26 protein-coding genes and 1 pseudogene are annotated in these 26,653 nt (G+C 72.4%); 17 read left to right on the top strand and 10 right to left on the bottom strand.

Features of this window, described 5'->3' with window-relative positions; genetic code table 11:
• Positions 1-167: 167 nt before the first annotated feature.
• A pseudogene (locus ACN26Y_RS03615) lies at positions 168-252 on the bottom strand (GtrA family protein); the annotation flags it as partial.
• A 136-nt stretch (positions 253-388) separates the two neighbouring features.
• On the opposite strand from ACN26Y_RS03615, the gene ACN26Y_RS03610 reads away from it, so the two are divergent.
• The 4 genes from ACN26Y_RS03610 to ACN26Y_RS03595 all read left to right on the top strand — a co-directional run bounded on the left by ACN26Y_RS03610 (position 389) and on the right by ACN26Y_RS03595 (position 5,413).
• Complete coding sequence (locus ACN26Y_RS03610) at positions 389-2,233, top strand: phosphoenolpyruvate carboxykinase (GTP) (RefSeq protein ID WP_155328878.1); 1,845 nt, start codon at positions 389-391, stop codon at positions 2,231-2,233.
• A 37-nt stretch (positions 2,234-2,270) separates the two neighbouring features.
• A complete protein-coding gene (locus tag ACN26Y_RS03605; RefSeq protein WP_422734327.1) occupies positions 2,271-3,137 on the top strand; it encodes a hypothetical protein in 867 nt (288 codons plus the stop codon).
• A 331-nt stretch (positions 3,138-3,468) separates the two neighbouring features.
• Complete coding sequence (locus tag ACN26Y_RS03600; protein WP_230688860.1) at positions 3,469-4,611, top strand: geranylgeranyl reductase family protein; 1,143 nt, start codon at positions 3,469-3,471, stop codon at positions 4,609-4,611.
• Between the two features lie 31 nt (positions 4,612-4,642).
• Positions 4,643-5,413 (top strand): isoprenyl transferase, encoded by a 771-nt coding sequence (locus tag ACN26Y_RS03595; RefSeq protein ID WP_155328875.1) that lies wholly within the window; start codon positions 4,643-4,645, stop codon positions 5,411-5,413.
• Between the two features lie 41 nt (positions 5,414-5,454).
• Here ACN26Y_RS03595 and otsB read toward each other — a convergent pair whose 3' ends face one another.
• The 3 genes from otsB to ACN26Y_RS03580 all read right to left on the bottom strand — a co-directional run bounded on the left by otsB (position 5,455) and on the right by ACN26Y_RS03580 (position 7,339).
• Positions 5,455-6,279 carry a trehalose-phosphatase gene (gene otsB / locus ACN26Y_RS03590; RefSeq protein WP_155328874.1) on the bottom strand — a complete coding sequence of 275 codons (825 nt, stop codon included), beginning with the start codon at positions 6,277-6,279 and terminating at the stop codon, positions 5,455-5,457.
• 103 nt (positions 6,280-6,382) lie between these two features.
• Positions 6,383-6,736 (bottom strand): hypothetical protein, encoded by a 354-nt coding sequence (locus ACN26Y_RS03585; RefSeq protein ID WP_155328873.1) that lies wholly within the window; start codon positions 6,734-6,736, stop codon positions 6,383-6,385.
• A gap of 162 nt (positions 6,737-6,898) precedes the next feature.
• Positions 6,899-7,339, bottom strand: a complete 441-nt coding sequence (locus tag ACN26Y_RS03580; protein ID WP_155328872.1) for a helix-turn-helix domain-containing protein — start codon at positions 7,337-7,339, stop codon at positions 6,899-6,901.
• 264 nt (positions 7,340-7,603) lie between these two features.
• Between ACN26Y_RS03580 and ACN26Y_RS03575 the strand changes: the two genes are divergently transcribed.
• The 7 genes from ACN26Y_RS03575 (at position 7,604) to ACN26Y_RS03545 (ending at position 13,292) form a co-directional block, all read left to right on the top strand.
• Positions 7,604-7,948 (top strand): hypothetical protein, encoded by a 345-nt coding sequence (locus ACN26Y_RS03575; protein WP_422734326.1) that lies wholly within the window; start codon positions 7,604-7,606, stop codon positions 7,946-7,948.
• Between the two features lie 31 nt (positions 7,949-7,979).
• Positions 7,980-8,327 (top strand): hypothetical protein, encoded by a 348-nt coding sequence (locus tag ACN26Y_RS03570; RefSeq protein WP_155328870.1) that lies wholly within the window; start codon positions 7,980-7,982, stop codon positions 8,325-8,327.
• Positions 8,328-8,762: 435 nt separating this feature from the next.
• Entirely contained in the window at positions 8,763-10,175 is a 1,413-nt protein-coding gene (locus tag ACN26Y_RS03565) for a PhoH family protein (protein ID WP_155328869.1), read from the top strand.
• Positions 10,176-10,454: 279 nt separating this feature from the next.
• Positions 10,455-11,129, top strand: a complete 675-nt coding sequence (locus ACN26Y_RS03560; protein ID WP_155328868.1) for a lytic transglycosylase domain-containing protein — start codon at positions 10,455-10,457, stop codon at positions 11,127-11,129.
• Positions 11,130-11,238: 109 nt separating this feature from the next.
• Positions 11,239-11,889 carry a rhomboid family intramembrane serine protease gene (locus tag ACN26Y_RS03555; RefSeq protein ID WP_155328867.1) on the top strand — a complete coding sequence of 217 codons (651 nt, stop codon included), beginning with the start codon at positions 11,239-11,241 and terminating at the stop codon, positions 11,887-11,889.
• Between the two features lie 117 nt (positions 11,890-12,006).
• Positions 12,007-12,975 (top strand): NAD(P)/FAD-dependent oxidoreductase, encoded by a 969-nt coding sequence (locus ACN26Y_RS03550; RefSeq protein WP_422734325.1) that lies wholly within the window; start codon positions 12,007-12,009, stop codon positions 12,973-12,975.
• Between the two features lie 113 nt (positions 12,976-13,088).
• Complete coding sequence (locus ACN26Y_RS03545; protein ID WP_422734324.1) at positions 13,089-13,292, top strand: hypothetical protein; 204 nt, start codon at positions 13,089-13,091, stop codon at positions 13,290-13,292.
• Positions 13,293-13,312: 20 nt separating this feature from the next.
• Here the strand turns inward: ACN26Y_RS03545 and ACN26Y_RS03540 are convergent, their stop codons facing one another.
• Positions 13,313-14,005 carry a TetR/AcrR family transcriptional regulator gene (locus ACN26Y_RS03540; RefSeq protein ID WP_155328864.1) on the bottom strand — a complete coding sequence of 231 codons (693 nt, stop codon included), beginning with the start codon at positions 14,003-14,005 and terminating at the stop codon, positions 13,313-13,315.
• Between the two features lie 141 nt (positions 14,006-14,146).
• Between ACN26Y_RS03540 and ACN26Y_RS03535 the strand changes: the two genes are divergently transcribed.
• Complete coding sequence (locus ACN26Y_RS03535) at positions 14,147-15,079, top strand: NAD-dependent epimerase/dehydratase family protein (protein WP_155328863.1); 933 nt, start codon at positions 14,147-14,149, stop codon at positions 15,077-15,079.
• Between the two features lie 45 nt (positions 15,080-15,124).
• Here the strand turns inward: ACN26Y_RS03535 and ACN26Y_RS03530 are convergent, their stop codons facing one another.
• Entirely contained in the window at positions 15,125-16,081 is a 957-nt protein-coding gene (locus ACN26Y_RS03530) for a DMT family transporter (RefSeq protein ID WP_422734323.1), read from the bottom strand.
• Positions 16,078-17,109 (bottom strand): class II fructose-bisphosphatase, encoded by a 1,032-nt coding sequence (glpX, locus tag ACN26Y_RS03525; RefSeq protein WP_155328861.1) that lies wholly within the window; start codon positions 17,107-17,109, stop codon positions 16,078-16,080. The genes ACN26Y_RS03530 and glpX overlap by 4 nt, the downstream gene beginning before the upstream one ends.
• Positions 17,110-17,266: 157 nt before the next feature.
• Here glpX and ACN26Y_RS03520 point away from each other — a divergent pair, with 157 nt between their 5' ends.
• The 3 genes from ACN26Y_RS03520 (at position 17,267) to ACN26Y_RS03510 (ending at position 20,013) form a co-directional block, all read left to right on the top strand.
• The gene (locus ACN26Y_RS03520; protein WP_155328860.1) at positions 17,267-17,980 is read left to right on the top strand and encodes a DUF4245 domain-containing protein; all 714 of its coding nucleotides are present in this window, start codon (positions 17,267-17,269) and stop codon (positions 17,978-17,980) included.
• 95 nt (positions 17,981-18,075) lie between these two features.
• Positions 18,076-18,885: a hypothetical protein gene (locus ACN26Y_RS03515; RefSeq protein WP_155328859.1), complete on the top strand. Its 810-nt coding sequence runs from the start codon at positions 18,076-18,078 to the stop codon at positions 18,883-18,885.
• A 285-nt stretch (positions 18,886-19,170) separates the two neighbouring features.
• Positions 19,171-20,013 (top strand): hypothetical protein, encoded by an 843-nt coding sequence (locus ACN26Y_RS03510; protein WP_155328858.1) that lies wholly within the window; start codon positions 19,171-19,173, stop codon positions 20,011-20,013.
• 133 nt (positions 20,014-20,146) lie between these two features.
• On the opposite strand, the gene ACN26Y_RS03505 is transcribed toward ACN26Y_RS03510, so the two are convergent.
• Positions 20,147-20,362 (bottom strand): exodeoxyribonuclease VII small subunit, encoded by a 216-nt coding sequence (locus ACN26Y_RS03505; RefSeq protein WP_155328857.1) that lies wholly within the window; start codon positions 20,360-20,362, stop codon positions 20,147-20,149.
• A 36-nt stretch (positions 20,363-20,398) separates the two neighbouring features.
• Positions 20,399-21,565, bottom strand: coding sequence for an exodeoxyribonuclease VII large subunit (gene xseA / locus ACN26Y_RS03500; RefSeq protein ID WP_370463378.1), 1,167 nt, complete (start codon positions 21,563-21,565; stop codon positions 20,399-20,401).
• A gap of 225 nt (positions 21,566-21,790) precedes the next feature.
• Between xseA and ACN26Y_RS03495 the strand changes: the two genes are divergently transcribed.
• Positions 21,791-22,780 carry a 4-hydroxy-3-methylbut-2-enyl diphosphate reductase gene (locus tag ACN26Y_RS03495; protein WP_155328855.1) on the top strand — a complete coding sequence of 330 codons (990 nt, stop codon included), beginning with the start codon at positions 21,791-21,793 and terminating at the stop codon, positions 22,778-22,780.
• 39 nt (positions 22,781-22,819) lie between these two features.
• The gene (locus ACN26Y_RS03490; protein WP_155328854.1) at positions 22,820-23,269 is read left to right on the top strand and encodes a hypothetical protein; all 450 of its coding nucleotides are present in this window, start codon (positions 22,820-22,822) and stop codon (positions 23,267-23,269) included.
• A gap of 108 nt (positions 23,270-23,377) precedes the next feature.
• Here ACN26Y_RS03490 and ACN26Y_RS03485 read toward each other — a convergent pair whose 3' ends face one another.
• Positions 23,378-26,632 carry a S8 family serine peptidase gene (locus ACN26Y_RS03485; protein ID WP_422734322.1) on the bottom strand — a complete coding sequence of 1,085 codons (3,255 nt, stop codon included), beginning with the start codon at positions 26,630-26,632 and terminating at the stop codon, positions 23,378-23,380.
• Positions 26,633-26,653: the final 21 nt, after the last annotated feature.

Here is a 26,653-nt window from a genome sequence, read left to right as displayed (position 1 = left end):
GGACCCGCCGTACTGGTAGCAACGGCGAGCAGGGTGGCTGGCGGCGACGGCGATGAGCGGAGCGTAACCGGCCCGGTGCCGGCGCGGTGGTCGTTCCGCGAACCCCGGTGGCGACCCTCGGCATCGGACGGCGGTTGGTCTCCGTCGGGCCCTCGTTCCGAGGTTCCCCGCAGGATTTGCGTGAAACTGCGCGTGAAAGCGGGTATCAGCTCGTGATGCCGCAGCGTGGCCGTACCTTGTGCAGTTCTTCACAACCAGTCCCACTGACTGGCGACGCAACCCGGTTTACGCTGAGGCCAATCCCAGGTTTCCACGAAGGCGACGCATAGCGCCGTCAAGACTCGTGCATCCCATAGACCGGTCAGCGTCGACCACAAGGAGATGTGTCATGGTTGCTCCGGCCACTGTTCGGGGTATCGATCAGGCCCCGACGTCCCACCCCAAACTGCTCGCCTGGGTCCGTGAGGTCGCGGAACTGACCACCCCCGACCGGGTCGTCTGGGTTGACGGGTCCGACGAGGAGTGGCGTCGTCTCACCGACGAGCTCGTCGACGCCGGCACCCTGATCCGGCTCAACCCGGAGAAGAAGCCAAACTCGTTCTACGCGCGTACCGACCCGACGGACGTCGCCCGGGTCGAGGAGCGCACCTTCATCTGCTCCGTCGACGAGGCGGACGCCGGCCCCACCAACAACTGGATGGCGCCGGCGGAGATGAAGCGGACGATGACGCAGCTGTACCGCGGCTGCATGCGCGGGCGCACCATGTACGTCATCCCGTTCTGCATGGGCCCGGTCGAGGCCGAGAGCCCCATGTTCGGCGTCGAGATCACCGACAGCCCGTACGTGGTGGCCTCGATGCGGATCATGACCCGGATGGGGTCGAAGATCCTGGAGGCCATGGGCGACGACGCCGACTTCGTGCACGCGCTGCACTCGATCGGCGCCCCGCTCGCGCCCGGCCAGCAGGACGTGGCGTGGCCGTGCAACGAGACGAAGTACATCTCCCACTTCCCGGAGACCCGGGAGATCTGGTCCTTCGGCTCCGGCTACGGCGGCAACTCGCTGCTCGGCAAGAAGTGCTACTCGCTGCGTATCGCCAGCGTGATGGGCCGCGACGAGGGCTGGCTCGCCGAGCACATGCTGATCCTCAAGATCACGTCGCCGGAGGGCAAGGTCTACCACATCGCCGGCGCCTTCCCGTCGGCGTGTGGCAAGACCAACCTCGCCATGCTTGAGCCGACCATCCCGGGCTGGAAGGTCGAGACCATCGGTGACGACATCGCCTGGATGCGGTTCGGCCCGGACGGTCGCCTCTACGCGATCAACCCGGAGTACGGCCTGTTCGGCGTCGCGCCCGGCACCGACTGGAAGACCAACGCCAACGCGATGCGGACGCTGGAGCGGGGCAACTCCGTCTTCACCAACGTGGCCCTGACCGACGACGGGGACATCTGGTGGGAGGGCATGGGGGAGCCCCCGGCGCACCTGATCGACTGGAAGGGCAACGACTGGACGCCGGAGAGCGACAGCCTCTCCTCCCACGCGAACAGCCGGTTCTGCACCCCGATCACCCAGTGCCCCATCCTCGCCGAGGACTACTACGACCCGAACGGCGTGCCGATCGACGCGATCCTGTTCGGCGGCCGCCGCCGGGACACCGTCCCGCTGGTCACCGAGGCGCGCGACTGGGTGCACGGCGTCTACATGGGCGCGACGCTCTCCTCGGAGACCACGGCCGCCGCGTCCGGCGCGGTCGGCGTCGTCCGCCGCGACCCGATGGCCATGCTGCCGTTCATCGGCTACCACGCCGGTGACTACTTCCGGCACTGGATCGAGATGGGCAAGGGCGCCGACGGCGACGAGTCGAAGCTGCCCAAGATCTACTACGTCAACTGGTTCCGCAAGGACCCGGAGGGCAACTTCCTCTGGCCCGGGTTCGGCGAGAACTCGCGCGTGCTCAAGTGGATCGTCGAGCGGATCGAGGGTGGCGCCGAGGCCGTCGAGACCCCGATCGGGATGGTTCCGGCGCAGGACGCGCTGGACGTCGAGGGCCTGGACATGACCCCGGAGGACGTCCGGATCGCCCTGAAGGTCGACCCCGACGAGTGGCGCGACGAGCTGCCGCTGGTCACCGAGTGGTTCGAGAAGTTCGGTGACAAGCTGCCCGGCGTGCTCTGGGCCGAGCTGGACGCGCTGCGCGCCCGCCTCGACGCGGAACAGCCGCAGAAGTAGGTGTGATCCCCGCGCCCGTGGGGCACCACCGGATCCCATGAGGACGGCCGCCGAGACCACCGAGGTCCGGCGGCCGTCCGCCGTCCGGGCGCTCACCACCCTGCTCGCCGTGACGGCGGCGGCGACCGTCGTGGTCGAGCTGCTCAATTTCTGGTACGCCCCGGAGCAGGGCTTCGGTCTCGCCGTCCGGACCGGGTGGGCGCTGCTGCGGTCGCTCGGCTTCCTGCTGCTCATCGGGCACGTCCGGCGGGGCCGGACCGTCGCCCGACCGTTCGGGCTGATCCTCGCTGTCACCACCGTCTTCGCCGTCGGACGGCTGATCGTGCCCCGGCAGGGCGTGCCGGCACTGCCCGGGCTGCTCGGCTTCGCGCTGCTCACGACGCTCTGCGCGGCGGTCGTGTGGCTGCTGTACCGCTCGCCGGCGCTGGCCGGGCACCTGGTGCGACACCGGCCCCGGCTGGTCGTCGACCGCCGTGGCGTCCGCCTGCGGGAGATCCCTCCGCGCCGGCCGGAGGTCAGCGGCTGGCTGCTCACCGGACGGGTGGCCGCGTTCACCTACAGCCCGCTCATGCTCGTCCCCGCCCTGGTCGCGTGCGGTGCGGTGCTCGACGGCCGGTTGGCGGCGATGCCCGCCGTGCTGCTCTGGTTCGCCGCGGGGATCCTCACCAGCTACGCGGTGCTGTTCTGCACCGCCTTCCTGCTGCGCGGCATGCACTGGGCCCGCACGCTGCTCGTCGTGGTCACGTTCGCCGTCCTCGCCGTCGACCTGCCGTTGTGCTGGTGGCTGCTGGGCGTCGACGGACTGGTCCGGGACGGCGGCCCGCTGGTCGCCGCCGCTGCCCTGACCCTGTACGCCCTCCACCGCGCCACCCTGGCCGAACACTCCGGCACGCGCGCCTCCTGACCGACCGGCCCGCGACATCGGCGGAGCGCTCGCTCTCCGGGGCCGGCCGGTCGCCGCTAGCACCGATCCGGCTGTCGACCGTCGCTGGGGGCGGATGTGCACATCCGGTCCTTTGGAGCTGATGTCGTGGACGGATCACTGCCATGAGGCGTGCCGGTGTGGGCGTTTCGGTCGGCGCGGTGGCGTGATGTCGTGGACGAGTCACCTCCAAAGGCGGTCCCCAGTGTCCTGCCGGCCGAAGGGTTCGGGTGGCCGGTGCGGTGCGGCATCGACGGTGGTGCCGTGCGTCGGGGCAGGATGGCGGTGGGGAGCCGGGCACGGAAGGGGCGCCGTGGACGACGAGTTCGACGTGGTGGTGGTCGGGGCGGGACCGGCCGGGGCGGCCGCTGCCCTCGCGGCGCGGCGTGCGGGAGCGCACGTGCTCCTGGTGGACAGGTCCGACTTCCCGCGGGACAAGCCCTGCGGCGACGGTATCGCCGCCCACGCGCTCGACGTGCTCGCCGAGTTGGGCGTGCCGGACGCCGTGGCCGGGTACGCGCCGCTGCCCGCGCTGCGCCTGGTCGGTCCGGGAGGCGGATCGGTGGCGCGGGCGCTGCCCCGGCCGGCGTACACCGTGCCCCGGACGGTCTTCGACGCCCGGCTGGTCGCGGCGGCGGTCGCGGCGGGCGCCCGGCTGCGCCGGCACGCGGTCCGCCGAGTCGAGGTGCGCTCCGACCGGGTGGTGCTCGACGGACGGATCGCCGGGCGTGCCGTGGTGGGCGCGGACGGCGCCGGCTCCGTCGTCCGCCGCGCCCTCGGGCACCGCCCGAACCCGGACCGCCACCTGGCCCTGGCCCTGCGGGGCTACGCGCCCGCGCTGCCCGGCCCGCCCGAACAGCTCATCGTCACGTCGGCGCCGCGCTGGCCGGCGTACGCCTGGTCGTTCCCGATCGGCGACGGGCGCGCGAACGTCGGGTACGGGGAGGTGCTGCGGGGCGAGCCGCTGACCCGTGCCCACCTCGTCGAGCGGCTCGGCGCGCTGCTGCCCGGCACGGACCCGGCCGCGGTAACCGACCTGCGTGCCCACCATCTGCCGCTGTCCACCCGTCGACCCACGCCGGGGCGGGGGCGGGTGGTGCTGGCCGGGGACGCGCTCTCGCTGATCAACCCGTTCACCGGGGAGGGGATCTTCTACGCCCTGCTGTCCGGGGCGCTGGCGGGTGCGGCGGCCGCCGGCGCCCCGGAGCACGCGGCCCGGCGGTACACCGAGGCGCTGCGGCGCCGGCTCGGCGTACACCTACGGCACAGCTCGGTGGCGGCCTGGCTGGCCCGGCGGCGCCCCGTCGTGGACGCGGCGGTCCGGGCGGCCACCCGGGACGACCGCGTCTACCGGACGGTGGTCGAGCTGGGGCTCGGTGACGGCCGCCTGGACGCCCGCACGCTCGGCCTGATCGGCCGCGGCCTCGTGACGCCGGAACGGCATCCCGTCCCCTGATCCGTCGCTCCGGTCGCTACCCTGGCAGGTGATGACTCTGCGGGATCTTGTCTATTCGGTGTACGAGCGCCGGCTCACGGCCAAGCTCGCGGGCAAGCCGGTGCCCCGGCACGTCGGCGTCATGTGCGACGGCAACCGCAGGTGGGCCAAGGAGATGGGCTTCGTCGACCCGAACGACGGCCACCGGGTCGGCGCCGAGCGCATCAAGGAGCTGCTGCGCTGGTGCGACGCGGCCGGCGTCGGGCACGTGACGCTGTGGCTGCTCTCCACCGACAACCTCTCCCGGCCGGCCGCCCAGCTGGATCCGCTGCTCCAGATCATCGAGGACCTGACGACCGAGCTGGCCGAGGAGGGCAACCCCTGGCGGCTACGCATGGTCGGCGCTCTCGACGTGCTGCCGGCGCACCACGCGGCGGCGCTCAAGGCGGCCGAGGAGCGCACCCGGGAGCGCACCGGCGGCGCGCAGGTCAACATCGCGGTCGGATACGGCGGCCGGCGGGAGATCGCCGACGCGGTGCGCTCGCTGCTCCACGAGCACGCGAAGGCCGGCACCAGCATCGAGCAGCTGGCCGAGGCGCTCGACGTCGAGCACATCGCCGAGCACCTCTACACCCGGGGCCTGCCCGACCCGGATCTGATCATCCGGACCAGCGGCGAGCAGCGCCTCTCGGGCTTCATGCTCTGGCAGTCCGTGCACTCGGAGTTCTACTTCTGCGAGCTCAACTGGCCGGATTTCCGCCGCGTCGACTTCCTCCGCGCGCTCCGCTCGTACGCCAACCGTCAGCGGCGCTTCGGCGCCTGAACCCGGGCCCGGCGCCCGCCGGACGTTCGCGCGGCGGGACGTCAGGTGATCCGGCGGACGGCGTCGGTGAGGAAGTCGCCGAGGGCGGCGGGGGAGTCGATCGTCAGGTCGGCGGCGTCGGCGACCTCCTGACCGGTCTCCGGGTTCGCCACGGCGACGCAGACCCCAAAGAAGTGCGGGTCGGCGGCGGCGCGGGCGCGCAGCGCCGCGAAGGCCTTGATGTCCGAGACGTCGTCGCCGAAGTACCAGGCGCCCTCCGCGTCCCGGACCAGCTCGTCGATGACCATGCCCTTGTCGCGGTCGACCGGAGGTTTCAACTCGAGGACCATCCGACCGGCCTGGACCCGCAGGCCGAGCTGCTCGGCCCGGGCGCGGCCCCACTCCTCCACCGTCGCCCCGAGCTGCGGGGCGGTACGCCAGTGCAGCGCCACCGAGAGCCGCTTGTACTCCACCAGCGCACCGGCGGGCAACTCGGCACGGGCCTGGTCGGCGACGTCCGCCATGGTGGGCACCCAGGGCAGCGCGGCCGGCTCGGTCACCGTCTCGCCGCCGGAGTGGCTGTGCTCCAACCCGTACAGGCCGTAGAGGTCGACTCCGGCGAGCCCGCCGAGGTGGTCACGGAGGAACTCGACCGGGCGCGCGGAGACGATCGCCACCCGGCGTACGACGGGGGCGAGCGCCTCGATGGCGGCCAGCACCTTCGGCGCCGGCTGGACGGCGGTCGGGTCGTCGTCGACCGGCGCGAGCGTGCCGTCGAAGTCGAAGAAGAGGACTGTTCCGGCCGCCCGGGCGGCGGTCGTGCGCCAGGCCAGGTCGGCGTTCAACGGGGTCTTCGGCTGCTGCTTGCCCAGATTCAACGGCGGCACGCGCGTCAGCGTACCCCGGGTGTGGCGGCTCATTCCCGGCCGTGACGTACCCCTCCGCCCGGCCTCACGGTGGGCGGCCGCGTGGGGCCGGCGGATGCGCGGGTCAGCGTTCGGCGGCTCCCCGTCCCCGGCGTCCGAACGGCACGACGGCCGCCTCCTGGCTGTGGCTGAGCAGGTACCCCTCCACGAACCCGGTGTTCCGGTCACCGGTGCTGGTCTCGATCTCGTTGAGCCGGGCCACCAGGAACTCGGTCAGCGCGCTGACCCGGTCGTTGAGCCGGTCGTGCAGTTCGGCCACGACGGCCAGGACGACCGCGGTGCCGGTGGCGGTGAGCGTGAGGAGGTTGACGAGCAGGGGAAGCTGCCCGCCGTTCACCGCAAGGATCACCGCGTTCCCGGTCAGGCACAGTGTCAGCGACACGGTGGCGACCATGACTGCCAACCACTTCAGGGTCATGGACAGACCCCTCCTTCTGTCCCGCAGGGCTGGATTCGGCCTTGTCCCGTCCCCCCGCCGACGACGAGCCCAAGCAGTACGAATACGGACGCTAGCGCGCCGAATCCGGCCCCGGAGCGAAACGAATGAGTCTGACCAGCCGTTCTTTCGCCATCTGAGGAACTACCCGGCCTGTTTACCTCGTTTTCGGACGTCGACCGGGAGAGTCGGGCGATATGCGAGGTACCGGATGGTCTCCCGGATGTGGAACTTCTCCGCATCCGACACGGTGGGGTCGACCAGCCGGCGCAGCAGCGCCTCCACGTCGGGATCCATCGGCGGCGGTGCCGGGGCGGTCCGCGGGGTGGCCCGCCGGTCCCAGCCCAGCGCGGCGAACGCGGTGGCCGGGTTGAGGCCCAGGCCCTCGCAGAAGGCCACGACGCGTTCGGCCTCCGGGTCGCTGGCCCAGTCGCCCCGGACCCACCGGTTGATCGTCTGGCGGGAGACGCCGGTGCGTCGGGAGACCTCGGTCCCGCTCCACGCTCGGGTGGCACGTGCCTCGTCGAGGGCGCGGCGGACGAAGGTGGCGAAGGCGATCTTCCGTGCGTTGGCGGTCTCGGTCACCCGGTGACCGTACGACCAGCCGGTCGTCGCCGCCTCGCCCGGCACGCGCTTGTCACGCGAACGTGACGGCATGTTCGGATTCCCGGTAAACGATCCGGGTGCGCTTCTGAGGGGTGTCACCTGGGCAGAATAGATAACCGTATGTGCGGGGGTAATCAGACGAAAAGCTGATACTGTCACGTCCATGGGACAACCTACCGTGTGTCACGTGCAGGAGACGATGAGTGCTCACATGCGTGACATCTCCGGCACGAGGGGGACACGGTGACCGAACTCGCCACCCGTGCGCAGGCCTTCGGTCTGATCGCCGACGGTGTCGCCGCCGGCCTGACCGCGCCCTGGCGCCTCTACCTGGCCCGGGGCTGCCGCTACCTCTCCCTCAGTGTCGGCGACCGTGCAGAGTGGAACGCCTGGCGTACCCACCTCGGCTGCCCCGAACTCAGCGTCCGGGTCTACGACGCCGGCGGCGAGATCCGCCGCGCGTCGGTGGCGGAGGTCGTGCTGGACGGGTGCCGGATCAGCGTCGAGCTGGTGGAGGAGGTCAGCACCGACGACCTCGACCGGCTGCTGGTCGTCGATTCCACCCCGGCCGAGCCGGAGGAGCGATGAGCACACAGGTACGGCACGCCGGAGCGGCCGGATGAGTCCGTTCCTCGCCGTCTTCCTCGTCCTCGTCCTCGCGGCCACCAGTTATGCCGCGGGCCGCCTGCACGGTCAGCTGAGCTACCGGATCGGCTACCGGTTCGGATACCGGCAGGGCTACTTCGACGGTGACCGGGGTGCCTGGAACCGGCGCCGGCGGGACGCCCAGGCGGCCATCGCCTCCGCGCTCGCCGGGCCGCCGCCGGCCGACAACGCCGCCCGGACCCGGGTCACCGGCACGGTGGTCCGCCCCGGCACCACGTACACCGGCTCGTCGTTCACCACGCCGGCCGCGCCGGTCACCGGACGACACCCGACCGGCACGCTGGTACGACGGGCCACCTGAGCCCGGCCGGCGGGGACCCGAGACCCGCCGGCCGGTACGTGAGGGCACGGTGCGTCGTCCGCGGCGGACACGCACCGTCGGGGTCAGGTCAGACCGGTGACGCTGACCCCACCGGCCGGGATGCGCGCAGGGGGCATGCATCCCGGCCGGTTCCGCCGCGTGGCCGGCGCTACCCGCCCCGGTCCGGCTCGGCGCGTTGGCGGCCCTCGGGTGCCGACCCTGTTCACCCCCCCGGTCGGTGGAAGATCCACGTGGCCCTCTAGCCGGGACGGTCCGGCGCCGCTAGCGTCTAGGCATGGCGCGGGGTTGTCCCGGGCCAGCCGGCAAGCCCGGATCTGCGACCTCGCGCACGGGGCCCGCATCCGACCCCGTGTCCCCGGGCACCGGAGGAGGCGGAACGCGGGTGGCCGGGTGCCCATCCGCCGGAGCAGGCCTGTGACGACTCGCCGTACGACCGCCGGTGCCGACCAGACCCCGGCCGCGACTGCCACGACCCGCCGCGCCACCCGGAGCCGCCGCCCCGCGGCCGTCCCGGCCGGCAACGAGGAGCCCCGACCATCCGGCCAGGCGTTCGTCCTGGACACCTCGGTGCTGCTCTCCGACCCGGCGGCGTTCCACCGGTTCGCCGAGCACGAGGTGGTGCTTCCGCTGGTGGTCATCTCCGAACTGGAAGGCAAGCGACACCACCCGGAGCTGGGCTGGTTCGCGCGCCAGTCGCTGCGACTGCTGGACGAGCTGCGCGTGCGGCATGGCCGGCTGGACCGGCCGGTGCCGGCCAACGACCACGGCGGCACGCTGCGCGTCGAGCTGAACCACAGCGACGACGGGGTACTGCCTCCGGGCTTCCGCACCGAGTCCAACGACGCCCGCATCCTCTCCGTGGCGTTGAACCTCGCCGCCGAGGGACGTGCGGTCACGCTGGTCAGCAAGGACATGCCCCTGCGCGTCAAGGCGGCGTCGGTGGGCCTGCGGGCCGACGAGTACCGGCACGGCCAGGCCAGCGACCCCACCTGGACGGGGATGTCCGAGCTGGAGCTGACCGAGGACCAGATCAGCCGCCTGTACGCGGGCGAGTCGCTGGACGTGGACGAGGCGGCCGGGCTGCCCTGTCACACCGGTCTGGTGCTGCACTCGACCCGGGGCTCGGCGCTCGGCCGGGTGCTGCCCGACAAGACCGTCCGGCTGGTCCGGGGGGACCGCGAGGCGTTCGGCCTGCACGGCCGCTCCGCGGAGCAGCGCATCGCGCTCGACCTGCTGCTGGACGACTCGGTGGGCATCGTGTCGCTCGGCGGCCGGGCCGGCACCGGCAAGTCCGCCCTGGCGCTCTGCGCCGGCCTGGAGGCGGTGATGGAGCGCCGCCGGCACAGGAAGGTGGTCGTGTTCCGCCCGCTGTACGCCGTCGGCGGGCAGGAGCTCGGCTACCTGCCGGGTTCGGAGTCGGAGAAGATGTCGCCGTGGGCGCAGGCGGTGTTCGACACCCTCGGCGCCGTGGTCCACGAGAACGTCCTCGACGAGGTCACCTCCCGCGGGCTGCTGGAGGTGCTGCCGTTGACCCACATCCGGGGGCGCAGCCTGCACGACGCCTTCGTCATCGTGGACGAGGCGCAGTCGCTGGAGCGGGGCGTGCTGTTGACGGTGCTGTCCCGCATCGGCCAAGGCTCCCGTGTCGTGCTGACCCACGACGTGGCCCAGCGGGACAACCTTCGGGTCGGACGGCACGACGGGGTGACCGCGGTGATCGAGGCGCTGAAGGGCCATCCGCTCTTCGCGCATGTCACGCTCAGCCGATCGGAGCGGTCGCCGATCGCCGCCATGGTGACGGATCTTCTGGAGGACAACCCGCTCTGACGTCCGATTTCGGTATCTTTGTCCACATAATCTGTGTGGCACAAGTCACAATCGGGCCTGGTGGTTTCCCATCAGCCTCACTGTGCGCGATGGTGTCCCACGAGCGCTCGCGCACCACGAAGATCGTCGGTGATCGTTCGCCCGCTCCGGCGGGACGACGTCGACGACCCCGGGGTGGGTCGACCGCGACCGTTGGGTCGGGGCGCTCGCGGCGCGGATCCCCGCCCATCCGTGGTGCGGTACGCGTCGTGTCCTTGCACCCGACGAAGGGACCACTTCGTGAGTCGGCTGTGGAGCCGGTTGGGCGCCCGTACGGCCGCTGTCGCGCTGCTCTCCGTGGGCGTCGCCGGTGGCTTCTACCTGGGCGGCGACCGGGATCAGGGCCAGAGCGCGCAGGTCGGCGTCGCGGTCGAACAGGCCGCGCTGCAGCAGGCCCGCCAGGTGCACTCCGCGAAGGAGCGGACCACCGAGTACCAGGAGAAGCTGCGGGCGGCCGCGGCCGCCGAGGCGGTCGCCGAGCGGAAGCGCCGGGCGGAGGCCGCCGCGGCGTCGCGGAAGAAGGCCCGCGAGGCCGCCGCCAAGGCCGCCGCCGAGACGAAGGCCGCCGAGAGCAAGCCGTACGACGGACCGATCCCGTCCTCCTGCGAGGAGTTCAGCGGAAACCGGAAGATCGGTTGCGCGTTGATGATCGACGCGGGCTTCGGGATCGACCAGTTTCCCTGCCTGAACAAGCTCTGGGACAAGGAGAGCGGCTGGAACCACAAGGCCCGCAACCCCTCGTCCGGGGCGTACGGCATCCCGCAGGCGCTGCCCGGCAGCAAGATGGGCTCGGTGGCGGACGACTGGCAGACCAACCCGGCCACCCAGATCAAGTGGGGCCTCGGATACATCAAGGGCCGGTACGACACCCCGTGCGGGGCGTGGGCCCACTCCCAGGACGTGGGCTGGTACTGACCGGTCACCGGTGGCGGGGTGTGGTCGACCACATCCCGCCACCGGTGTTTCCGCCGTCGGACACCCGCTCGGGTGGCGGCTGTGGCCGTCACCTGATAGCTGTTGACAGGTGACCCTCCTTCCGGGAAGCGGCGACCCCCACCGGTTCGGCACCGAGGCGTTCTACGCCGCGCTCGGCCGGGCCTTCGTCGCCATGTGCGCGGTGGTGCCGTTCCTGTTCCTCATCGAGGCCGTCGACCAGGGCCTGGCGTTCGGGCTCGACCCGGCGGCCGGCATCATCCCGAAGCGGATCGACGGCCTCGACGGGGTCTTCTTCTCACCGTTCCTGCACCACGGCTTCGACCACCTCTACAGCAACAGCATCCCGCTGATCCTGCTCGGCACCTTCGTGCTCGCCGCCGGCGCCCGCCGCTTCCTCTGGTCCACCCTGATCATCGTGCTGGTGAGCGGCCTCGGCGTCTGGTTCACCGGCTCGTCCAACTCGGTGGTGGTCGGCGCGAGCGGCGTCATCTTCGGCTACCTCGGCATCCTGCTCACCCGTGGCATCGTCGAGCGGAGCTGGTGGAACTTCGCGGTCTTCCTCCTCGTCGGCCTGCTCTACGGCTGGCAGCTCGTCGGCATCCTCCCCACCGACGAGCGCATCTCCTGGCAGGGCCACCTCTTCGGGCTGCTCGGCGGGATCGTCGCCGCGATCATTTTCCGGCGTCGCCGGCCGGACCTCGGTCCGTACCACTCCGAGTCGACGCTCACCCTGCCCTGAGCTGCGGCGACGCGACGCGCCGCCGCACCTGGGACACCCTTGCCTGACCGTCGCGCCGCCTCTACCGTCGAGAGATCAGCACCCGTTGATCCGTGAGCGGAAAGCGACGGTACGCCCATGCGCGAGGTCGATGTCGCGGTGATCGGAGCCGGGCCCGCCGGCCTCTTCGCGGCGTACTACGCCGGGTTCCGGGGGCTCTCGGTCGCGGTGATCGACGCACTGCCGGAGCCCGGCGGCCAGATCACCGCGATGTACCCGGAGAAGCTGATCCTCGACGTCGCCGGGTTCCCCGCTGTCAAGGGGCGGGACCTGGTGGCCAACCTGGTCGCCCAGGCCGCCCCCTTCGGGCCGCGCTACCTGCTCGGCACCCGGGCGGAGAAGCTCTCGTACGCCGACGGCCGGCCGGTGCTCGGTCTCGCCGGGGGCGAGCAACTGGCCTGCGGAGCCGTCCTCATCACCGGTGGCCTGGGCAGCTTCACGCCCCGGCCGCTGCCGGTCGCGGAGCACTTCGTCGGCGGCGGGATCGTCTACTTCGTACCGCAGCCGGCCGACCTCGCCGACCAGGACGTCCTCATCGTCGGCGGGGGCGACTCCGCCTTCGACTGGGCACTGACGCTTCAGCCGCTGGCCCGCTCGGTGACCCTCGTCCACCGCCGGGAGAAGTTCCGGGCGCACGCCGCCACCGTCGCCCGCGTGCTCGGCATGCCGGTTCGGGTGATCGTCAACGCCGAGGTGACGAGGCTGCACGGGGACGGCACGGTGACCGGCGCCGAGATCACCGTCCGGGGCGGCGCGGCGGAGGTGCTGCCGGTCGACACCGTCGTCGCGGCGCTGGGTTTCACCGCCGACCTCGGGCCGCTGGCCGAGTGGGGGCTCCGCCTGAACCGCCGGCACGTCGTGGTCGACAGCACGATGGCCACCAACCTGCCCCGGGTGTTCGCCGCCGGCGACATCACCGAGTACCCGGGCAAGGTCCGGCTGATCGCCACCGGCTTCGGAGAGGCCGCCACGGCGGTGAACAACGCGGCCGTGGTGATCGACCCGAGCGCCCACCTCTTCCCCGGGCACTCCTCCGACGGCACCTGATCTTCGCCCGGTCGTGGCCGGAATGAGACCCGTCACTGCAGCGGGAGGCGCTGGCCGGCCGGTACCCGGAGCCCGGGGACGTCGACCGGCACTTCTCCTCGCCGGAACTGGTCGTGTTCGGCGCCGAGGGCGGCCACGGCGTCCTCGCCGCCAACGGCCGGGACGGGTTCGCGTTCCGACACCCGGACGGCCGGTGGGAGCGGGTGGGTTCGCTCCACGTCGACTGGGAGAACGACACCGCCGAATGGGCGGCCCGGCTGGCCGATCCGGCGCGGCCCCACGCGGCGGACCCGTCGCACCCGGCCGGGCAGGCCTGACGGACTAGACCGGACGGGGCTCAGGCCGGCAGGCCGATCAGGTCGGCCATCAGGGCAATCTGGTGGTCGAAGTACTCGTCGCGGTGGGGCAGGGCGCGGTTGATCCGACCGAACAGTTCGAAACTGATCAGCCCGAAGAGCTGCGTCCACCCGGCCATCCCCCGGGCGAGCAGCGCCTCCGGCATTCCCGGGAAGTACGCCGCCGCGATCTCGGCCAGGTCGGCACGGACCGGCTCGGGCAGCTCGTCGGTCGGCGGCGGGGTGAGCTGCCCGGCGGCCAGGCCGTCCCGCAGGATGCCGACCAGCGTCAGCGGAGGGCGCTGCGCGGGCTCGATGGTGTCGTCGGGCGCCGTGTAGCCGGGGACCGGGCTGCCGTAGAGCAGCGCGTACTCGGCCGGGTGGGCGAGCGCCCAGCCCCGGGCCGCCCGGCACACCCCGTGCCAGCGGCCGCGCAGGTCGGTCGGGTCGGCGGCGGCGTCCGCCGCCTCGACCGCGTCGCCGAGCGCGTCGTACGCCTCGAGGATGAGCGCGGTGAGCAGGTCGTCGCGGCTCGGGAAGTAACGGTAGATCGCGGACGAGACCATGCCGAGGTCCCGGGCGACCGCGCGCAGCGACAGGTTGGCCCCGTCGGTGGCCAGGTGGCGGCGGGCCACGGACTTGATCTCCTCGATCATCCCGGCGCGCACCCGGGCCCGGAAGGTGTTGGCGACCATGGGCCCACTCTGCCACGAGTGAGAGCGCCAATCAAAACCGAGAGCACTGCTCTTGACGGAGTCGCGCGGGTCCGGCATGCTGGACACGCCGCCGAGAGCAGTGCTCTCGGATTGGATCCCCGATTCGAAAGGTGACCTCTGATGTCGCTCCACGTGATCGTCGGCGCCGGACCCGTCGGCACCGCCACCGCCCGCCTGCTCGCCGAGCGCGGCGAGCGGGTGCGGGTGGTGAGCCGCCGGGGCGCCGGCCCCGACCACCCGGCCGTCGAGCGGGTCGCCGCCGACGCCACCGACGCCGACCGCCTCACCGCCCTGACCACGGGCGCCGCCGCCCTGTACAACTGCGCCAACCCCGCGTACCACCGGTGGCCGGTCGACTGGCCGCCGCTCGCCGCCGCCCTGCTCAACGCCGCCGAGCGCACCGGCGCCGTGCTCGCCACAGTCGGCAACCTCTACGGGTACGGACCGGTCGACGCGCCGATGACCGAGGCCACCCCGCTCGCGGCGACCGGCACCAAGGGGCGGGTCCGCAACCGCATGTGGGCCGACGCGCTGGCCGCCCACCAGGCGGGCCGGGTCCGGGTGACCGAGGTCCGCGGCTCCGACTACCTCGGCGCCGGCACCACATCCCTCACCACGATGGTGCTGCCGGCCGTGCTCGCCGGCCGCCGGGTGGTCGTCCCGGCCGACGTCGACGCCCCGCACACGTTCACGTACGTGGGCGACGTGGCCCGCACCGTGGTCGCCGCCGCCACAAGCGAGCGGGCCTGGGGGCGGGCGTGGCACGTGCCGAGCCCGCCCGCGGTGACCGTGCGCGACCTGGCCACCCGCGCCGCGACCCTGGCCGGCGTACCCGCGCCGAGAATGACCCGCCTGCCGTACGCGGCGGTGTGGCTGGGCGGACTGGTCAACCCGTTCGCCCGGGAACTGCGGGAGACGGCGTACCAGTTCGACCGCCCGTACCTGATGGACTCGACGGCCGCCGAGCGGGCGCTCGGGATCGCGCCGACCCCGCTCGACGAGGCGCTCGCCGAGACGATCGGTGCGCTGCGGGCGGGCGCCGCCAAGCGTTAGGAAGGGACCCTTTTACTACACGAGGCGTTAATAAGGGGCCCTTCCTTACCGCGCGGCGGCGACGAGCACGGCGAGCAGGGCCAGCGCCGCACCGAGCAGGGTGGTCGGGCCGGGTTGCGAGGCCGCGGTGGGCAGGACCAGGTCCAGCGCGACCGCACCGATCACCTGGCCGGCGATGGTGGCCAGGCCGAGCAGCAGGACACCGGTGAAGCGGACGATGGCGGCGGCGATCGCGATGAAGACGATCCCGATCAGGCCACCCAGGTACAGCCACGGCTCGGTGGGCAGCGCACCGGCGGGACGGCCGCGTACCGCCACGTCGACCGCGAACACGACCAACAGGGCCACCGTGCCGACGGTGAAGTTGACCAGGGTGGCGGTCAACGCGCTGCCGGCCGCCCGGCCGACCCGCCCGTTGACCGCCTGCTGCCAGGCGATGCCCACCCCGGCGAGCAGCGGCAGCAGGGCCAGCGCCAGGGCGTCCGGGTCGCCGATCCGGTCGCCGACCGCCAGCACGACCGCGACCACCGTGAGCCCCGCCCCGGCCAGGCGTCGGGCGGTCAGCGGCTGCCGGCCGGTCGGGCCGATGCCGGCCCGGTCGACCGCGAGGCTGCTGCCGGACTGGCCGGCGACCACCGCCACGGTGAAGACGGCGACGCCCAGGGTGCCGATCGTGAGGCCCTGCGTCGCCACCAGGAACGCCCCGCACACCCCGCCGAGGCACTGCCACGGACGCAACGTCCGTGCCGCCAGCGCCCCGCGCAGGGCGGCCAGGCCCCGCCGCCCGCGCGGGGTGGCGGGGACAAGCACCAGCAGCACCAGCAGGCCCCCGCCGAACGAGATCACCGCCGCGGCGATCCCGTCGGCCAGGCGTACGCCCAACTCACCGTTGATCCGGGACTGCACGGCCACGGCCAGCCCGGAGGCGGTCGCGAGGCCCACGCCGGTGATCCGGCGGGTCGCCGACGGGGTCGGCCGGACCAGCGTCCCGGCGGAACTCACTCCTGCTCGGCCAGGGGACGGCCGTCGAAGTCCACCGCCGAGTACAGCGCCAACTTCTCCAGCCGGTGGTACGAGTCGATCACCCGGATCGTGCCGCTCTTGGATCGCATCACGATCGACTGCGTGTACGCCCCGCCCGCCTTGTACCGCACGCCGCGCAGCAGGTCGCCGGAGGTGACCCCGGTGGCGACGAAGAAGCAGTTGTCGCCGGTCACCAGGTCGTCGGTGGTGAGCACGCGGTCCAGGTCGTGCCCGGCCGCGATCGCCTTCTCCCGCTCCTCGTCGTCGCGCGGCCACAGCTTGGCCTGCATGGCGCCGCCCATGCACTTGAGGGCGCAGGCGGCGGTGATCCCCTCGGGCGTGCCGCCGATGCCCATCAGCACGTCGACGTCGGATTCGCCCCGGGCGGCGGCGATGGCGCCCGCGATGTCACCGTCGGAGATGAAGCGGATGCCCGCCCCGGTGCGCCGGATCTGGGCGACCAGGTTGTCGTGGCGGGACCGGTCCAGGACGCAGACCGTGACCTCGGAGACGTCCGTGCCCTTGACCTTGGCGATGCGCCGCAGGTTGTCCGCGACGCCGGCGTTGATGTCCACCACGTCGGCGTAGACCGGGCCGACCGCGAGCTTCTCCATGTAGAAGACGGCGCTGGGGTCGAACATCGCGCCGCGCTCGGCCACCGCCAGCACGGCGAGGGCGTTCGGCATGCCCTTGCTCATCAGCGTGGTGCCGTCGATCGGGTCGACCGCCACGTCGACCTCCGGGCCGGTGCCGTCACCGACCTCCTCGCCGTTGAAGAGCATCGGGGCGTTGTCCTTCTCGCCCTCGCCGATCACCACGACGCCGCGCATCGGGATCGAGTTGATCAGCTTGCGCATGGCGTCGACGGCGGCCCCGTCGCCGCCCTCCTTGTCGCCCCGGCCGACCCAGCGGCCGGCGGCCATCGCTGCGGCCTCGGTGACCCGGACCAGGTCGAGGGCGAGGTTGCGGTCGAGGTCCTGTGGGGTCCGCGTCCTGGTGTTCGTCATGACGGCTCCTCCTCGCGACGGTGCGGGGTGGACCGGCAGGGCGCGGCGTCGCCGCTGCCGGCTTTGTGGCTGATCCTCACACGATCCCGGGTGGCGTGTGGTGGCGGGGCGGTGATGGGTTGGATACGTCTCGTCGGGCGGCTGCGAAGATGTCGGGGTGGAACCCGCACAGCCTGCCGACCGCGTACCCGCCGACCGCACTCCGCCGGAGGGCCAGCCGCCGGTCGACCCCGCGTCCGCCGGAGCCGTACCCCCGGGGGAGCCGGCCCTGGTGGAGCCCGTCGGTGCCCCGGCGACGCCGCCCACCGTGGGCGCGGCGGAGACCGGGGAGCTTCCGGCCCCGCCACCCGCCGCGGACGTGCGTCGCTCGGAGCGCTCACCGAAGGACATGGCGATCTCGCTGCTCGTGCTGCTGATCCCCATCGCCCTGCTGCTCGCCTTCTACCGGGGTTTCCTCGGCGGCGACCAGCCCACCGTGGTCGACCCGGCACCCGCGCTCGCCTCGGCGCGGGCGGCGAACGCCTTCCCGGTCAGCCAACCGGAGGGCCTGGGCGAGGGGTGGCGCCCGGTCAACGCCTCCTTCCAGCAGGTCGAGGGCGGTGCGACGCTGCGCCTGGGGTACCTGACGCCGGAGGGCCGGGGCGTCCAGGTGGTGCAGAGCAACGTGCCGGCGGAGCGGCTGCTGCCCGCCGAGCTGACCGACCAGGGCCAACCTCAGGGGCAGACCGACCTCGGGGGGCGTACCTGGCAGCGGTACACGGCCCGGGGCAACGAGCAGGCGCTGGTGCTGCTGGAACCGGCCCGTACGGTGATCGTCGTCGGTGACGCGCGGGACAACGAGCTACGGGCGCTGGCCGGGTCGCTGAGCTGAGCGTGCCCCCCACGGGTCGGGAAGATCGGCTAATCTGCCTCGGCTCGATGCCCGGCGGATTCGTCCCGCCGGGTGCCGTCCTGTTTCGAAGAGAGATGATTGTGAACATTCGACGGTGGACCGTCGGCGTCCTCGCCGCCACCCTTTTCGTTCCCGGCCTGGCCGCCTGCAACTCCGGCTCCACCGAGCCGACCAGCGGCGCGAGCCCGGTCGTGCCGGCCGACCCGAAGGAGGCGCTCCTCGCCTCGACCAAGGAGATCGAGAAGGGCAACTTCAACTTCACGCTCACCGGCGACGGGCTGACCGGGCAGGGCCTGGTGCACAAGCCCAGCAACAGCGCTCAGTTCACCGTGACCTTCGACGAGGACTCCGAAGCGGCCGGGATGTCCATGGAGTTGATCTACATCCAGTCGGACAGCTGGATGAAGCTCGATCTCGGCGCGCTGGCCGAGAGCCTTCCCCCGCAGATGACCGCCCAGCAGGACAAGTACCAGCACCTCGACCGGTCCCGCATCAAGGACTCCGAGGCGCTCGCCTTCGACCTGGAGGACGTCGACCCGGCCGGCGCCGACGTGCTGTTCAAGGCGGTGACCGACGTGCAGAAGACCGGCGAGGGCGCGTACGCCGGCAAGCTGGACGCCACCGCCGCCACCGATGCGGAAGCCCTGGACGCCGATGTGCTGAAGGCCCTGGGTGACCAGGCCAAGGCGCTGCCGTTCACCGCGAAGCTGGACACCGAGGGCCGGCTCACCGAGCTGGTCATCTCCGTGCCCGCCGCCGGCGACACCAAGGCGCACGACATCAAGGTCACCTACGCCGACTACGGCGCCGCCAAGGGCGCGCAGAAGCCGCCGGCGAACCAGGTCGTCGAGGCTCCCGAGTCGACCTACGAGATGCTCAGCTAGACCGATCCGACGGACGAGGGGCTACTTTCCGACGCCCTGCTCGGGCCTGTGTCGACGTCACCGCGGACGCCGGCGCAGGCCCGTTCCGCGTTCTGCGGCCGGGTCGTCCGGGCGGGGATCCGGAGACGCCGGTGATTGCGTGACGCGACGGCAGGGAACAGACAGGGGTGCGACCTGGCCGGCTCCGGCAGCCGGACGTGGCTCGCGCGGCGCGGCCGGCGGTGGCGCGCGCCGCCCGGTACCGGCCGCCGCGAGGCGTGCCGGGTGACCCACCTGGAGACACGCATGACTGTTCGACGTCTGAGCGCCGGCCTGATGGCCGCCGCGTTGTTCGCACCCGGTCTCGCCGCCTGCAACGCCGACGGGACCCCGCAGGGCGGCTCGTCCGGCACGCCGACGGCCACCGCGTCCGGACCGGCTCCCGCCACCGGCGTCCCCGCCGACGCCAAGCAGGCGCTGCTGGACTCGACGCGGGAGATCAGCAACGGCAACTTCCGCTTCACCATGTCCGGTAGCGGGTCCACCGCCGAGGGGCAGGTGCACGAGCCCAGCCAGAGCGCGCAGATGAAGGTGGTGCTCGGCAAGCCGACCGACGACCTGTCGATGACCCTCGACCTCGTCCACATCAAGCCGGACAGCTGGGTGAAGCTGGATCTCGGCGGCCGGACCGCCAGCAGCGTGCCCGGCGTGCAGAAGCTCAACCTCGGCAAGTACCAGCACCTCGACCAGTCCCGGATCCAGGGGAACCGGAACCTGGGCTTCGACTTCGACCAGGTCGACCCGGCCGGCAGCACGGTGCTCACGCAGGGCATCACCGAGGTACGGAAGACCGGCGAGGGCACGTACGCCGGCACGCTGGACGCGTCGAAGGCCGCCGACGCCGGGTCGGTCGACCCCGCCGTGATCACCGCGCTCGGTCCGCAGGCGCGTACGGTGCCCTTCACCGCCAAGCTGGACCTGCAGGGCCGGCTCAGTGAACTGGTCCTTCAGATCCCGGCCGCCGGCCAGTCGGCCGCGCAGGAGATCCGGATGGCGTACTCCGACTACGGCAACGCCACGCCGGCCCAGCAGCCGCCGGCCGACCAGGTGGTCGAGGCGCCCGCCGAGTTCTACAACCTGTTCACGTGACGGGCGGCGCGGGCGGCCTCCGGCCGCCCGCGCCGGGACGCACTCCGGCGGCCCCGCCGCCGCCTCGTGGGTTTTGCAGGAATGCGGCCCCTCCGGGGGGCGGATCCTTCCCGGGATCTGGCGACCGGGGCGGTCAGGACTCGGCGGCCTCCTGGCGGGCGGCGTCGAGGCGGGCGCGGGCGCCGTCCAGCCACGCCTGGCAGACGCCGGCCAGCTTCTCGCCGCGCTCCCAGAGCGCCAGCGACTCCTCCAGCGTGGTGCCGCCGGCCTCCAGCCGCTCGACCACCGACGCCAGCTCGGCGCGGGCCTGCTCGTAGCTGAGCCGCTCGTCCTTGGTTTCCTCGCTCATCGACCCCATCCCATCACACCCGCCGGACGGACGGTGTCAGCCGTCCACGGTCGCGGCCAGCTCGCCGTCGGCGAGGCGTACCCGAAGCGGATCCCCCTTGGCGACCTCGGACGCCGCGCGGACGACGTGGCCGTCGGCGCGCTGCACGATGGCGTACCCGCGGTCGAGGGTGGCGGCGGGGGACAGGGCGCGCAGGCGGGCCAGCGTGTGCCGCAGGTCGTCGTCGGCGGCGGCCAGCCGGTGGTCGAGGCAGCGCAGAGCCCGCTGGCGCAGCCCGGTCACGTCGGTCGCCCGCTGCTCGACCATCACCTGCGGCCGGGCCAGCACCGGCCGCGACCGGAGCAGGTCGAGGCGGTGCGACTCCCGGTCGACGAGGTTGCGGACCGCCCGCTCCAGCCGGGACCGGGCCTGCCCGATGAGGCGGACCTCCTCGGCGAGGTCGGGAACCACGCGCTTGGCCGCGTCGGTCGGGGTGGACGCGCGGACGTCGGCGACGTAGTCGAGCAGCGGCGCGTCGGTCTCGTGGCCGATCGCGCTGACGACCGGCGTACGGCAGGCGAACACGGCCCGGCACAGCGCCTCGTCGGAGAAGGGGAGCAGGTCCTCGATGCTGCCGCCGCCCCGGGCGATGACGATCACGTCGATGCTCGGGTCGGCGTCCAGCACCTTGAGCGCGTCGACGATCTGCGGCACGGCGCTCGGCCCCTGCACGGCCACGTTGACGGTGCGGAACGCCACCGCCGGCCAGCGCCGGCGGGCGTTGGTCAGCACGTCGCGCTCGGCGGCGCTCGCCCGCCCGGTGATCAGCCCGATCCGGTTGGGCAGGAACGGCGGGCGGCGCTTGCGCGCCCGGTCGAAGAGGCCCTCGGCGGCCAGCAGCTTCTTCAGCTTCTCCAGCCGGGCCAGCAGCTCGCCGAGGCCCACCTGACGGATCTCGTCGGCGCGCAGGCTCAGGGTGCCCCGGGCCGCGTAGAACTCGGGCTTGGCGTGCAGCACCACGCGGGCGCCCTCGCGCAGCTCCGGCGCGCCGGAGTCCAGCACGTCCCGGTTGGTGGTGACGGTCAGGCTGAGGTCGGCGGACGGGTCCCGCAGGGTGAGGAAGACGGTGGTGGCGCCGGGGCGGCGGCTGATCTGCGCGACCTGCCCGTCCACCCACACCCAGCCCAGCCGCGCGATCCACGCGCCGATCTTCTGGCTGACCACCCGGACCGGCCACGGCTCCTCGGAGCTGCTCCGCGGGATCTCCGCTCCCGTACCCACCCGCCCACCCTAGTTCCCACCCCCGACCACGCCCGCGTCGATCATGAGGTTGACGGGTGCCGAAAAGATCGAACCACCCGTCAACTTCATGATCAAAGGGTCGGGCAGGGGGCTGTGGTACGGGTCGCAGGCGCTGCCGGTGGAGAAGCCGGCACGTACGATGGGCGGGTGACTGAGGCTGAAGCGACGTCCCGGACCGGCAAGCGCGTGATCCTGGCGAAGCCCCGCGGCTACTGCGCGGGCGTCGACCGGGCGGTGCAGACCGTCGAGGAGGCGCTTAAGCTCTACGGCGCGCCGATCTACGTGCGCAAGCAGATCGTGCACAACAAGCACGTGGTCCGCACCCTGGAGGCCCAGGGCGCGATCTTCGTGGAGGAGAACGAGGAGGTGCCGGAGGGCGCCACCGTCATCTTCTCCGCCCACGGCGTCGCCCCCGAGGTGTACGAACAGGCGAAGGCGCGCTCGCTGAAGGCGATCGACGCGACGTGTCCCCTGGTCACCAAGGTGCACCAGGAGGCGAAGCGGTTCGCCGCCGAGGACTACGACATCCTGCTGATCGGCCACGAGGGGCACGAGGAGGTCGTCGGCACCTCCGGTGAGGCCCCCGAGCACATCCAGCTGGTCGACGGGCCGGAGGGCGCCGACCGAATCACCGTCCGCGACCCGAACAAGGTCGTCTGGCTCTCGCAGACCACGCTGTCGGTGGACGAGACGATGGAGACGGTGGCGCGCCTGAAGAAGCGGCTGCCGATGCTCCAGTCCCCGCCGAGCGACGACATCTGCTACGCGACCAGCAACCGGCAGCACGTGGTCAAGGAGATCGCGCCGGACTGCGACGTCGTGATCGTCGTCGGCTCGAAGAACTCCTCCAACTCGGTCCGCCTGGTCGAGGTGGCCCTCGACGCCGGCGCCCGCGCCGGTCACCTGGTCGACTTCGCGCACGAGATCGACGACGCCTGGCTGGAGGGCGCGACGACGGTCGGCCTGACCTCGGGCGCCAGCGTTCCCGAGGAGCTGGTCCAGGACGTGCTGGCCCACCTCGCCGCGCGCGGCTTCGCCGACGTCGAGGAGGTCGTGACCGCCAACGAGCGGCTGACCTTCTCCCTGCCGCAGGAACTCAAGCGGGACATGAAGGCCGCCGCGGCGGCCCGGGGTTAGCGTGGAACGCCGGCGGCCGCCGGTACGTCAGATACCGGTATGAGGACCCTTCGGCTCGCCGTCCCGGCGCTGGCCGTCTGCCTGGCGCTCGGCGCCTGCGGCGGCCAGGGTACGGGCGACGGCACCCCCACCCCGACGGGAGCATCGCCCGTGACCGACTCGCCGATCCCGGAGCCGACCACCCCCGGCGCCGTCCCGCCGACCTCGCCGGCCGCCCCCACGCAGCCGGTGCCGACGGTCAGCCCCAAGCAGCCGGGCGGGCCGACCAAGCCACCGCCGGTCGGGGCCGCCACATTGACCGGGAAGGTCGAGTCCGGTGTCGAGCCCGGCTGCCTGCTGCTCGACGGGTACCTGCTGATCGGCGGCCCGCGCGACGTGCTGACCGCCGGCGCCACGGTGACGGTGACCGGGAAGATCCAGCCGGACATGATGACCACCTGCCAGCAGGGCATCCCCTTCCTGGTGGAGACCGCCTCCCGGCGGGGCTGACGCGCCGGACGCCGAGGAGGCCCTCCGGGGCTTCCGAGACCTCGCGACACGTGACAGGAGCCCGCCCCCGGCGAACCGGGGACGGGCTCCTGCCGTGTTACGGAAGGGTCAGTTCACCGCGCCGATGGCGACGGCGCCGCGGCCGACGACCGCGCCCTCCGACGTCACCACGGCCAGCTCACCGTGCAGCTCCCGGCCGGCGGCCGGGGTGGACTGGGCGGTCACCGTACCCGTGAGGGAACCGGTGGCGCCGTGCGCCAGGGTGAGCGGGGCCGACGACGCCGACAGGGTGCCGAGCGCCGGGGCGGAGAACGAGTCCCGGTAGTCGTACGCCGTGCTTCCGCCGGCACCGTCCACCGCGTACCCCTCGACGACCACCCGGTAGGTGCCCGCCGTCGGGTTGGTGAGGGTGACCGCCTCCTCGGAGTCACCGTCGGCGGCGAAGCCGACCCGGGTAGCGCCGAGGAACACGTACAGGTCCAGGTCGGCGGCGGCGTTGGCCGGGTTGCCGATCCGGGCCGTGAACTGCGTCGCCCCGGCCGGCACCTCGACGAGGAACTCCTGCGAGGCGCCCTCGGCGATGGTCGGCCGCTCGGTGTTGACGCTGGAGAGCGGGCCGCCCTGGCCGGTCACGGTGACCGGGCCGAAGGTGTTGGTCAGGCCCCAGGTGACCGGGGTCGCCGCACCGGCCTCGACCGACGGCAGCTCGACCACGGCCGGCTCGACCGCGACGCCCTGGATCCGCGCCGTGAGCTGGAACGGGTTGTTCAGCGACGGCGAGGTACGACGCGACTCCACCTCGATCTCCCAGATGCCCGGGATCGGGTTCTGGTAGTCCCGCTCCTGCGGCTTGCAGGCGTTGGCGTCGGAGAAGTTGGTGTAGCAGGCCAGGCTGGAGGTGCTCTCCACCGGAACGCCGTACGGGTTGAACGCGATGAACCGCGTCTGCGAGCCGGTGGCGATGCCGGCGAGGTTCACCTGGAGCGCGCCGGCCCCCGGCGGCACGGTCACGAAGTACGACGTGAAGCCGTTCCGGTCCACCGAGCCCTCGGCCGAGAACGAGAAGTTCGGCTTCCGGGTGTCGGTGGACGCGACGACCACGAGGGAGACCTCGAAGTCGATCGTGTTGGTGGCCGGGTCGTCCACCGTCATGATCGCCCCGTGCGCACCGGCACCCGGCTTGGCGGTGACGGTGACGGTGACGGTCTTGTTCAGCGGCAGCGAGACGGTCTTCGGTGCCTTGAAGGTGCCGTCGTTGCCGCGCAGCCCGATGGTGTGCTTGACGCTGCCGGCCGGGCCGCTGGTCCGGGTGAGCTTGACCTGGTAGGTCTTGGTCTGGCCGATCCGGTGGCCACCCTCCGCGGAGGCGCACCGGTTGTACAGGCCGGTGCCCCGGTTCGGGTTGGCGAGCTGCTCGGAGAGCACGGTGCAGACCGGCGCCTCCGACGTGTACGAGCGGGTCTCGACGCCCTGGCGCAGCAGCTTCCAGGCACCCGGCACGTCGAACATGCCGAAGCCCTGACCGTACGTCGGGACGCCCTTGATCGGCTTGGCCGAGCTGACGAGCGCCCGGCGCAGCATCGCCGGGGTGACGCCCTTGTCGGTCGCGCGTGCGGCCGACAGCAGCAGCGCGGCGCCGCCGGCGGCCTGCGGGGAGGCCATCGAGGTGCCGTTGAACATGCCGTAGCCCGGCGGGAGGGCGTAACCGGCCTCGGCGACCGGCGCGCCGGCCTGCCAGACCGGGATCGTGGAGATCGCGGAACCCGGCGCGGCGATGGTGGGCTTGACCCCGCCGTCCTCACGCGGACCGCGCGAGGAGAAGTTGAACAGGGCGTTCTTCGTCCGCACCACCGAGCCGTAGTTCGCCAGCCAGGTGTCCTTGCTGATGCTGGCCGCGACGCTGACCACGTTGGCCGACACCGACGGGTCGCCGATGGTGTTCAGGCCCGGGCCGGAGTTGCCGGCCGAGATGAACATCTGCACGCCGTACGTGTTGATCAGGTTGTTGTACAGCTCGGCGCGGGCGTTGTTGCCGTCGTTCAGCGCGGGCAGGCCGCCGATCGACATGTTGATGACATCGACGCCACGGTTGATGACCAGGTCCGCCATTCCGGTGGTGAGGGCGGCGTAGGTGCAGCCGCCGCCCCACGTGCAGGCGCGGGCGGAGACCAGCTTCGCACCGGGCGCGGCGCCGTCGAACGCGTCGTTGCCGAGCATGTCGTTGGCGGCGGTGATGCCGGCGACGTGGCTGCCGTGCGCGTCCTCGACGATGCCGATGTTGACGTAGTCGACCAGGCCGGGACCGCCCACCGGCGCGGTGTCGACGTCCTCGCGGTACTCGACCACGAACGGCATCTGTTCGCGGACCGCGGTCGACGGGTTGTCGGTGCCGAAGTGCCCGACGTCGAACTTCTCCTTGTACGGCCGCATCGCGGCCTCGTCGGTGAAGTCCCGGTCGAGGTCGGCGTCCACCCAGATGTCGTGGGTGGTCGGGTTGTAGAGCACGCCGAACACGTCGGTCTGGTCGCCGTCGCGGTTGACGTCGCCGCCCGGCTCGCTGGCCGCCGTGATCGACTCGCGGAAGGTGTTGAAGCGGTAGGTGCCCGCCGGAGCCGTCCAGGTGGCACCGGCCGCACTGAAGGACGGGCCGGTCACCTCGGTGATCATCGGTCGCCACGTGGCGTCCTCGAACGGATCCGTCGCGGTGATCCAGTCGACGATCTTGCGCTCGCCGGTGGTGGTCTGCTGAAGCGCCGGGTGGTCCAGGTCCACACCGGAGTCCATGATGCCGATCGTCACACCGCGCCCGTCCCACTCCGGGTGCTGCGAGATGAACCGCACGGCGCCGATCTCGTTGGTCGGCATGTAGGGGTTGGCGGCACGGGTGTCGGCGCCGGGGCCGCTCAGCGTCGCGCCCTGCTTGGCCGCCTTCTGGCCGGAAGGTGCGGCTTCCGGACTCGGCTCGGGACGCTGGATCGTCTCGTCCAGGTCGACACCGGAGACGCCGGGCAGCGTGGCGGCCTTGACCACCTTGTCGGTGGGGACCTTCGCCAGGACGTACCCGATCGTGTCGTACCGCTCGGTTACCGCGGCGCCGAGACCCTTCAGGTCGTCGGCGACGTCCTTGGCCTCGCCCTTCTCCGTCGCCACGATCAGGGTGACGGTGGGGGCCTTCTCCGCCTCTGCCTCCGCGAGCAGCTTGGCGTCGTGGGCGCCCAGCACCTCGACGGGGGTCGCGTCGGGTGCGGCCGGTGCGGCGCTCGCGGTGGCGGCGCCGCCCGCGACGGTCACGGCACTGGCCGCGATGACCGACGCGAAGAGCGCGGCGGAGGTACGCCGGCTCAGATTTCGGGGTTTGCTCACGTTCTCTTTCCTCCAGAGAAC

The sequence above is a fragment of the Micromonospora sp. WMMD558 genome (assembly GCF_049315255.1).
In the GTDB taxonomy this organism is placed as follows: Bacteria; Actinomycetota; Actinomycetes; order Mycobacteriales; family Micromonosporaceae; genus Micromonospora.
The sequence above is the reverse complement of the archived record's forward strand: the minus strand, read 5'-3'. Positions and strand labels throughout refer to the sequence as shown.

Coding starts and splice junctions, on each gene's coding strand:
- ACN26Y_RS03610 (WP_155328878.1), top strand. CDS start 389: ATGGTTGCTCCGGCCACTGTTCGGGGTATCGATCAGGCCCCGACGTCC.
- ACN26Y_RS03605 (WP_422734327.1), top strand. CDS start 2,271: ATGAGGACGGCCGCCGAGACCACCGAGGTCCGGCGGCCGTCCGCCGTC.
- ACN26Y_RS03595 (WP_155328875.1), top strand. CDS start 4,643: ATGACTCTGCGGGATCTTGTCTATTCGGTGTACGAGCGCCGGCTCACG.
- ACN26Y_RS03585 (WP_155328873.1), bottom strand. CDS start 6,736: ATGACCCTGAAGTGGTTGGCAGTCATGGTCGCCACCGTGTCGCTGACA.
- ACN26Y_RS03570 (WP_155328870.1), top strand. CDS start 7,980: ATGAGTCCGTTCCTCGCCGTCTTCCTCGTCCTCGTCCTCGCGGCCACC.
- ACN26Y_RS03550 (WP_422734325.1), top strand. CDS start 12,007: ATGCGCGAGGTCGATGTCGCGGTGATCGGAGCCGGGCCCGCCGGCCTC.
- ACN26Y_RS03540 (WP_155328864.1), bottom strand. CDS start 14,005: ATGGTCGCCAACACCTTCCGGGCCCGGGTGCGCGCCGGGATGATCGAG.
- ACN26Y_RS03535 (WP_155328863.1), top strand. CDS start 14,147: ATGTCGCTCCACGTGATCGTCGGCGCCGGACCCGTCGGCACCGCCACC.
- glpX (WP_155328861.1), bottom strand. CDS start 17,109: ATGACGAACACCAGGACGCGGACCCCACAGGACCTCGACCGCAACCTC.
- ACN26Y_RS03515 (WP_155328859.1), top strand. CDS start 18,076: ATGATTGTGAACATTCGACGGTGGACCGTCGGCGTCCTCGCCGCCACC.
- ACN26Y_RS03510 (WP_155328858.1), top strand. CDS start 19,171: ATGACTGTTCGACGTCTGAGCGCCGGCCTGATGGCCGCCGCGTTGTTC.
- ACN26Y_RS03505 (WP_155328857.1), bottom strand. CDS start 20,362: ATGAGCGAGGAAACCAAGGACGAGCGGCTCAGCTACGAGCAGGCCCGC.
- ACN26Y_RS03490 (WP_155328854.1), top strand. CDS start 22,820: ATGAGGACCCTTCGGCTCGCCGTCCCGGCGCTGGCCGTCTGCCTGGCG.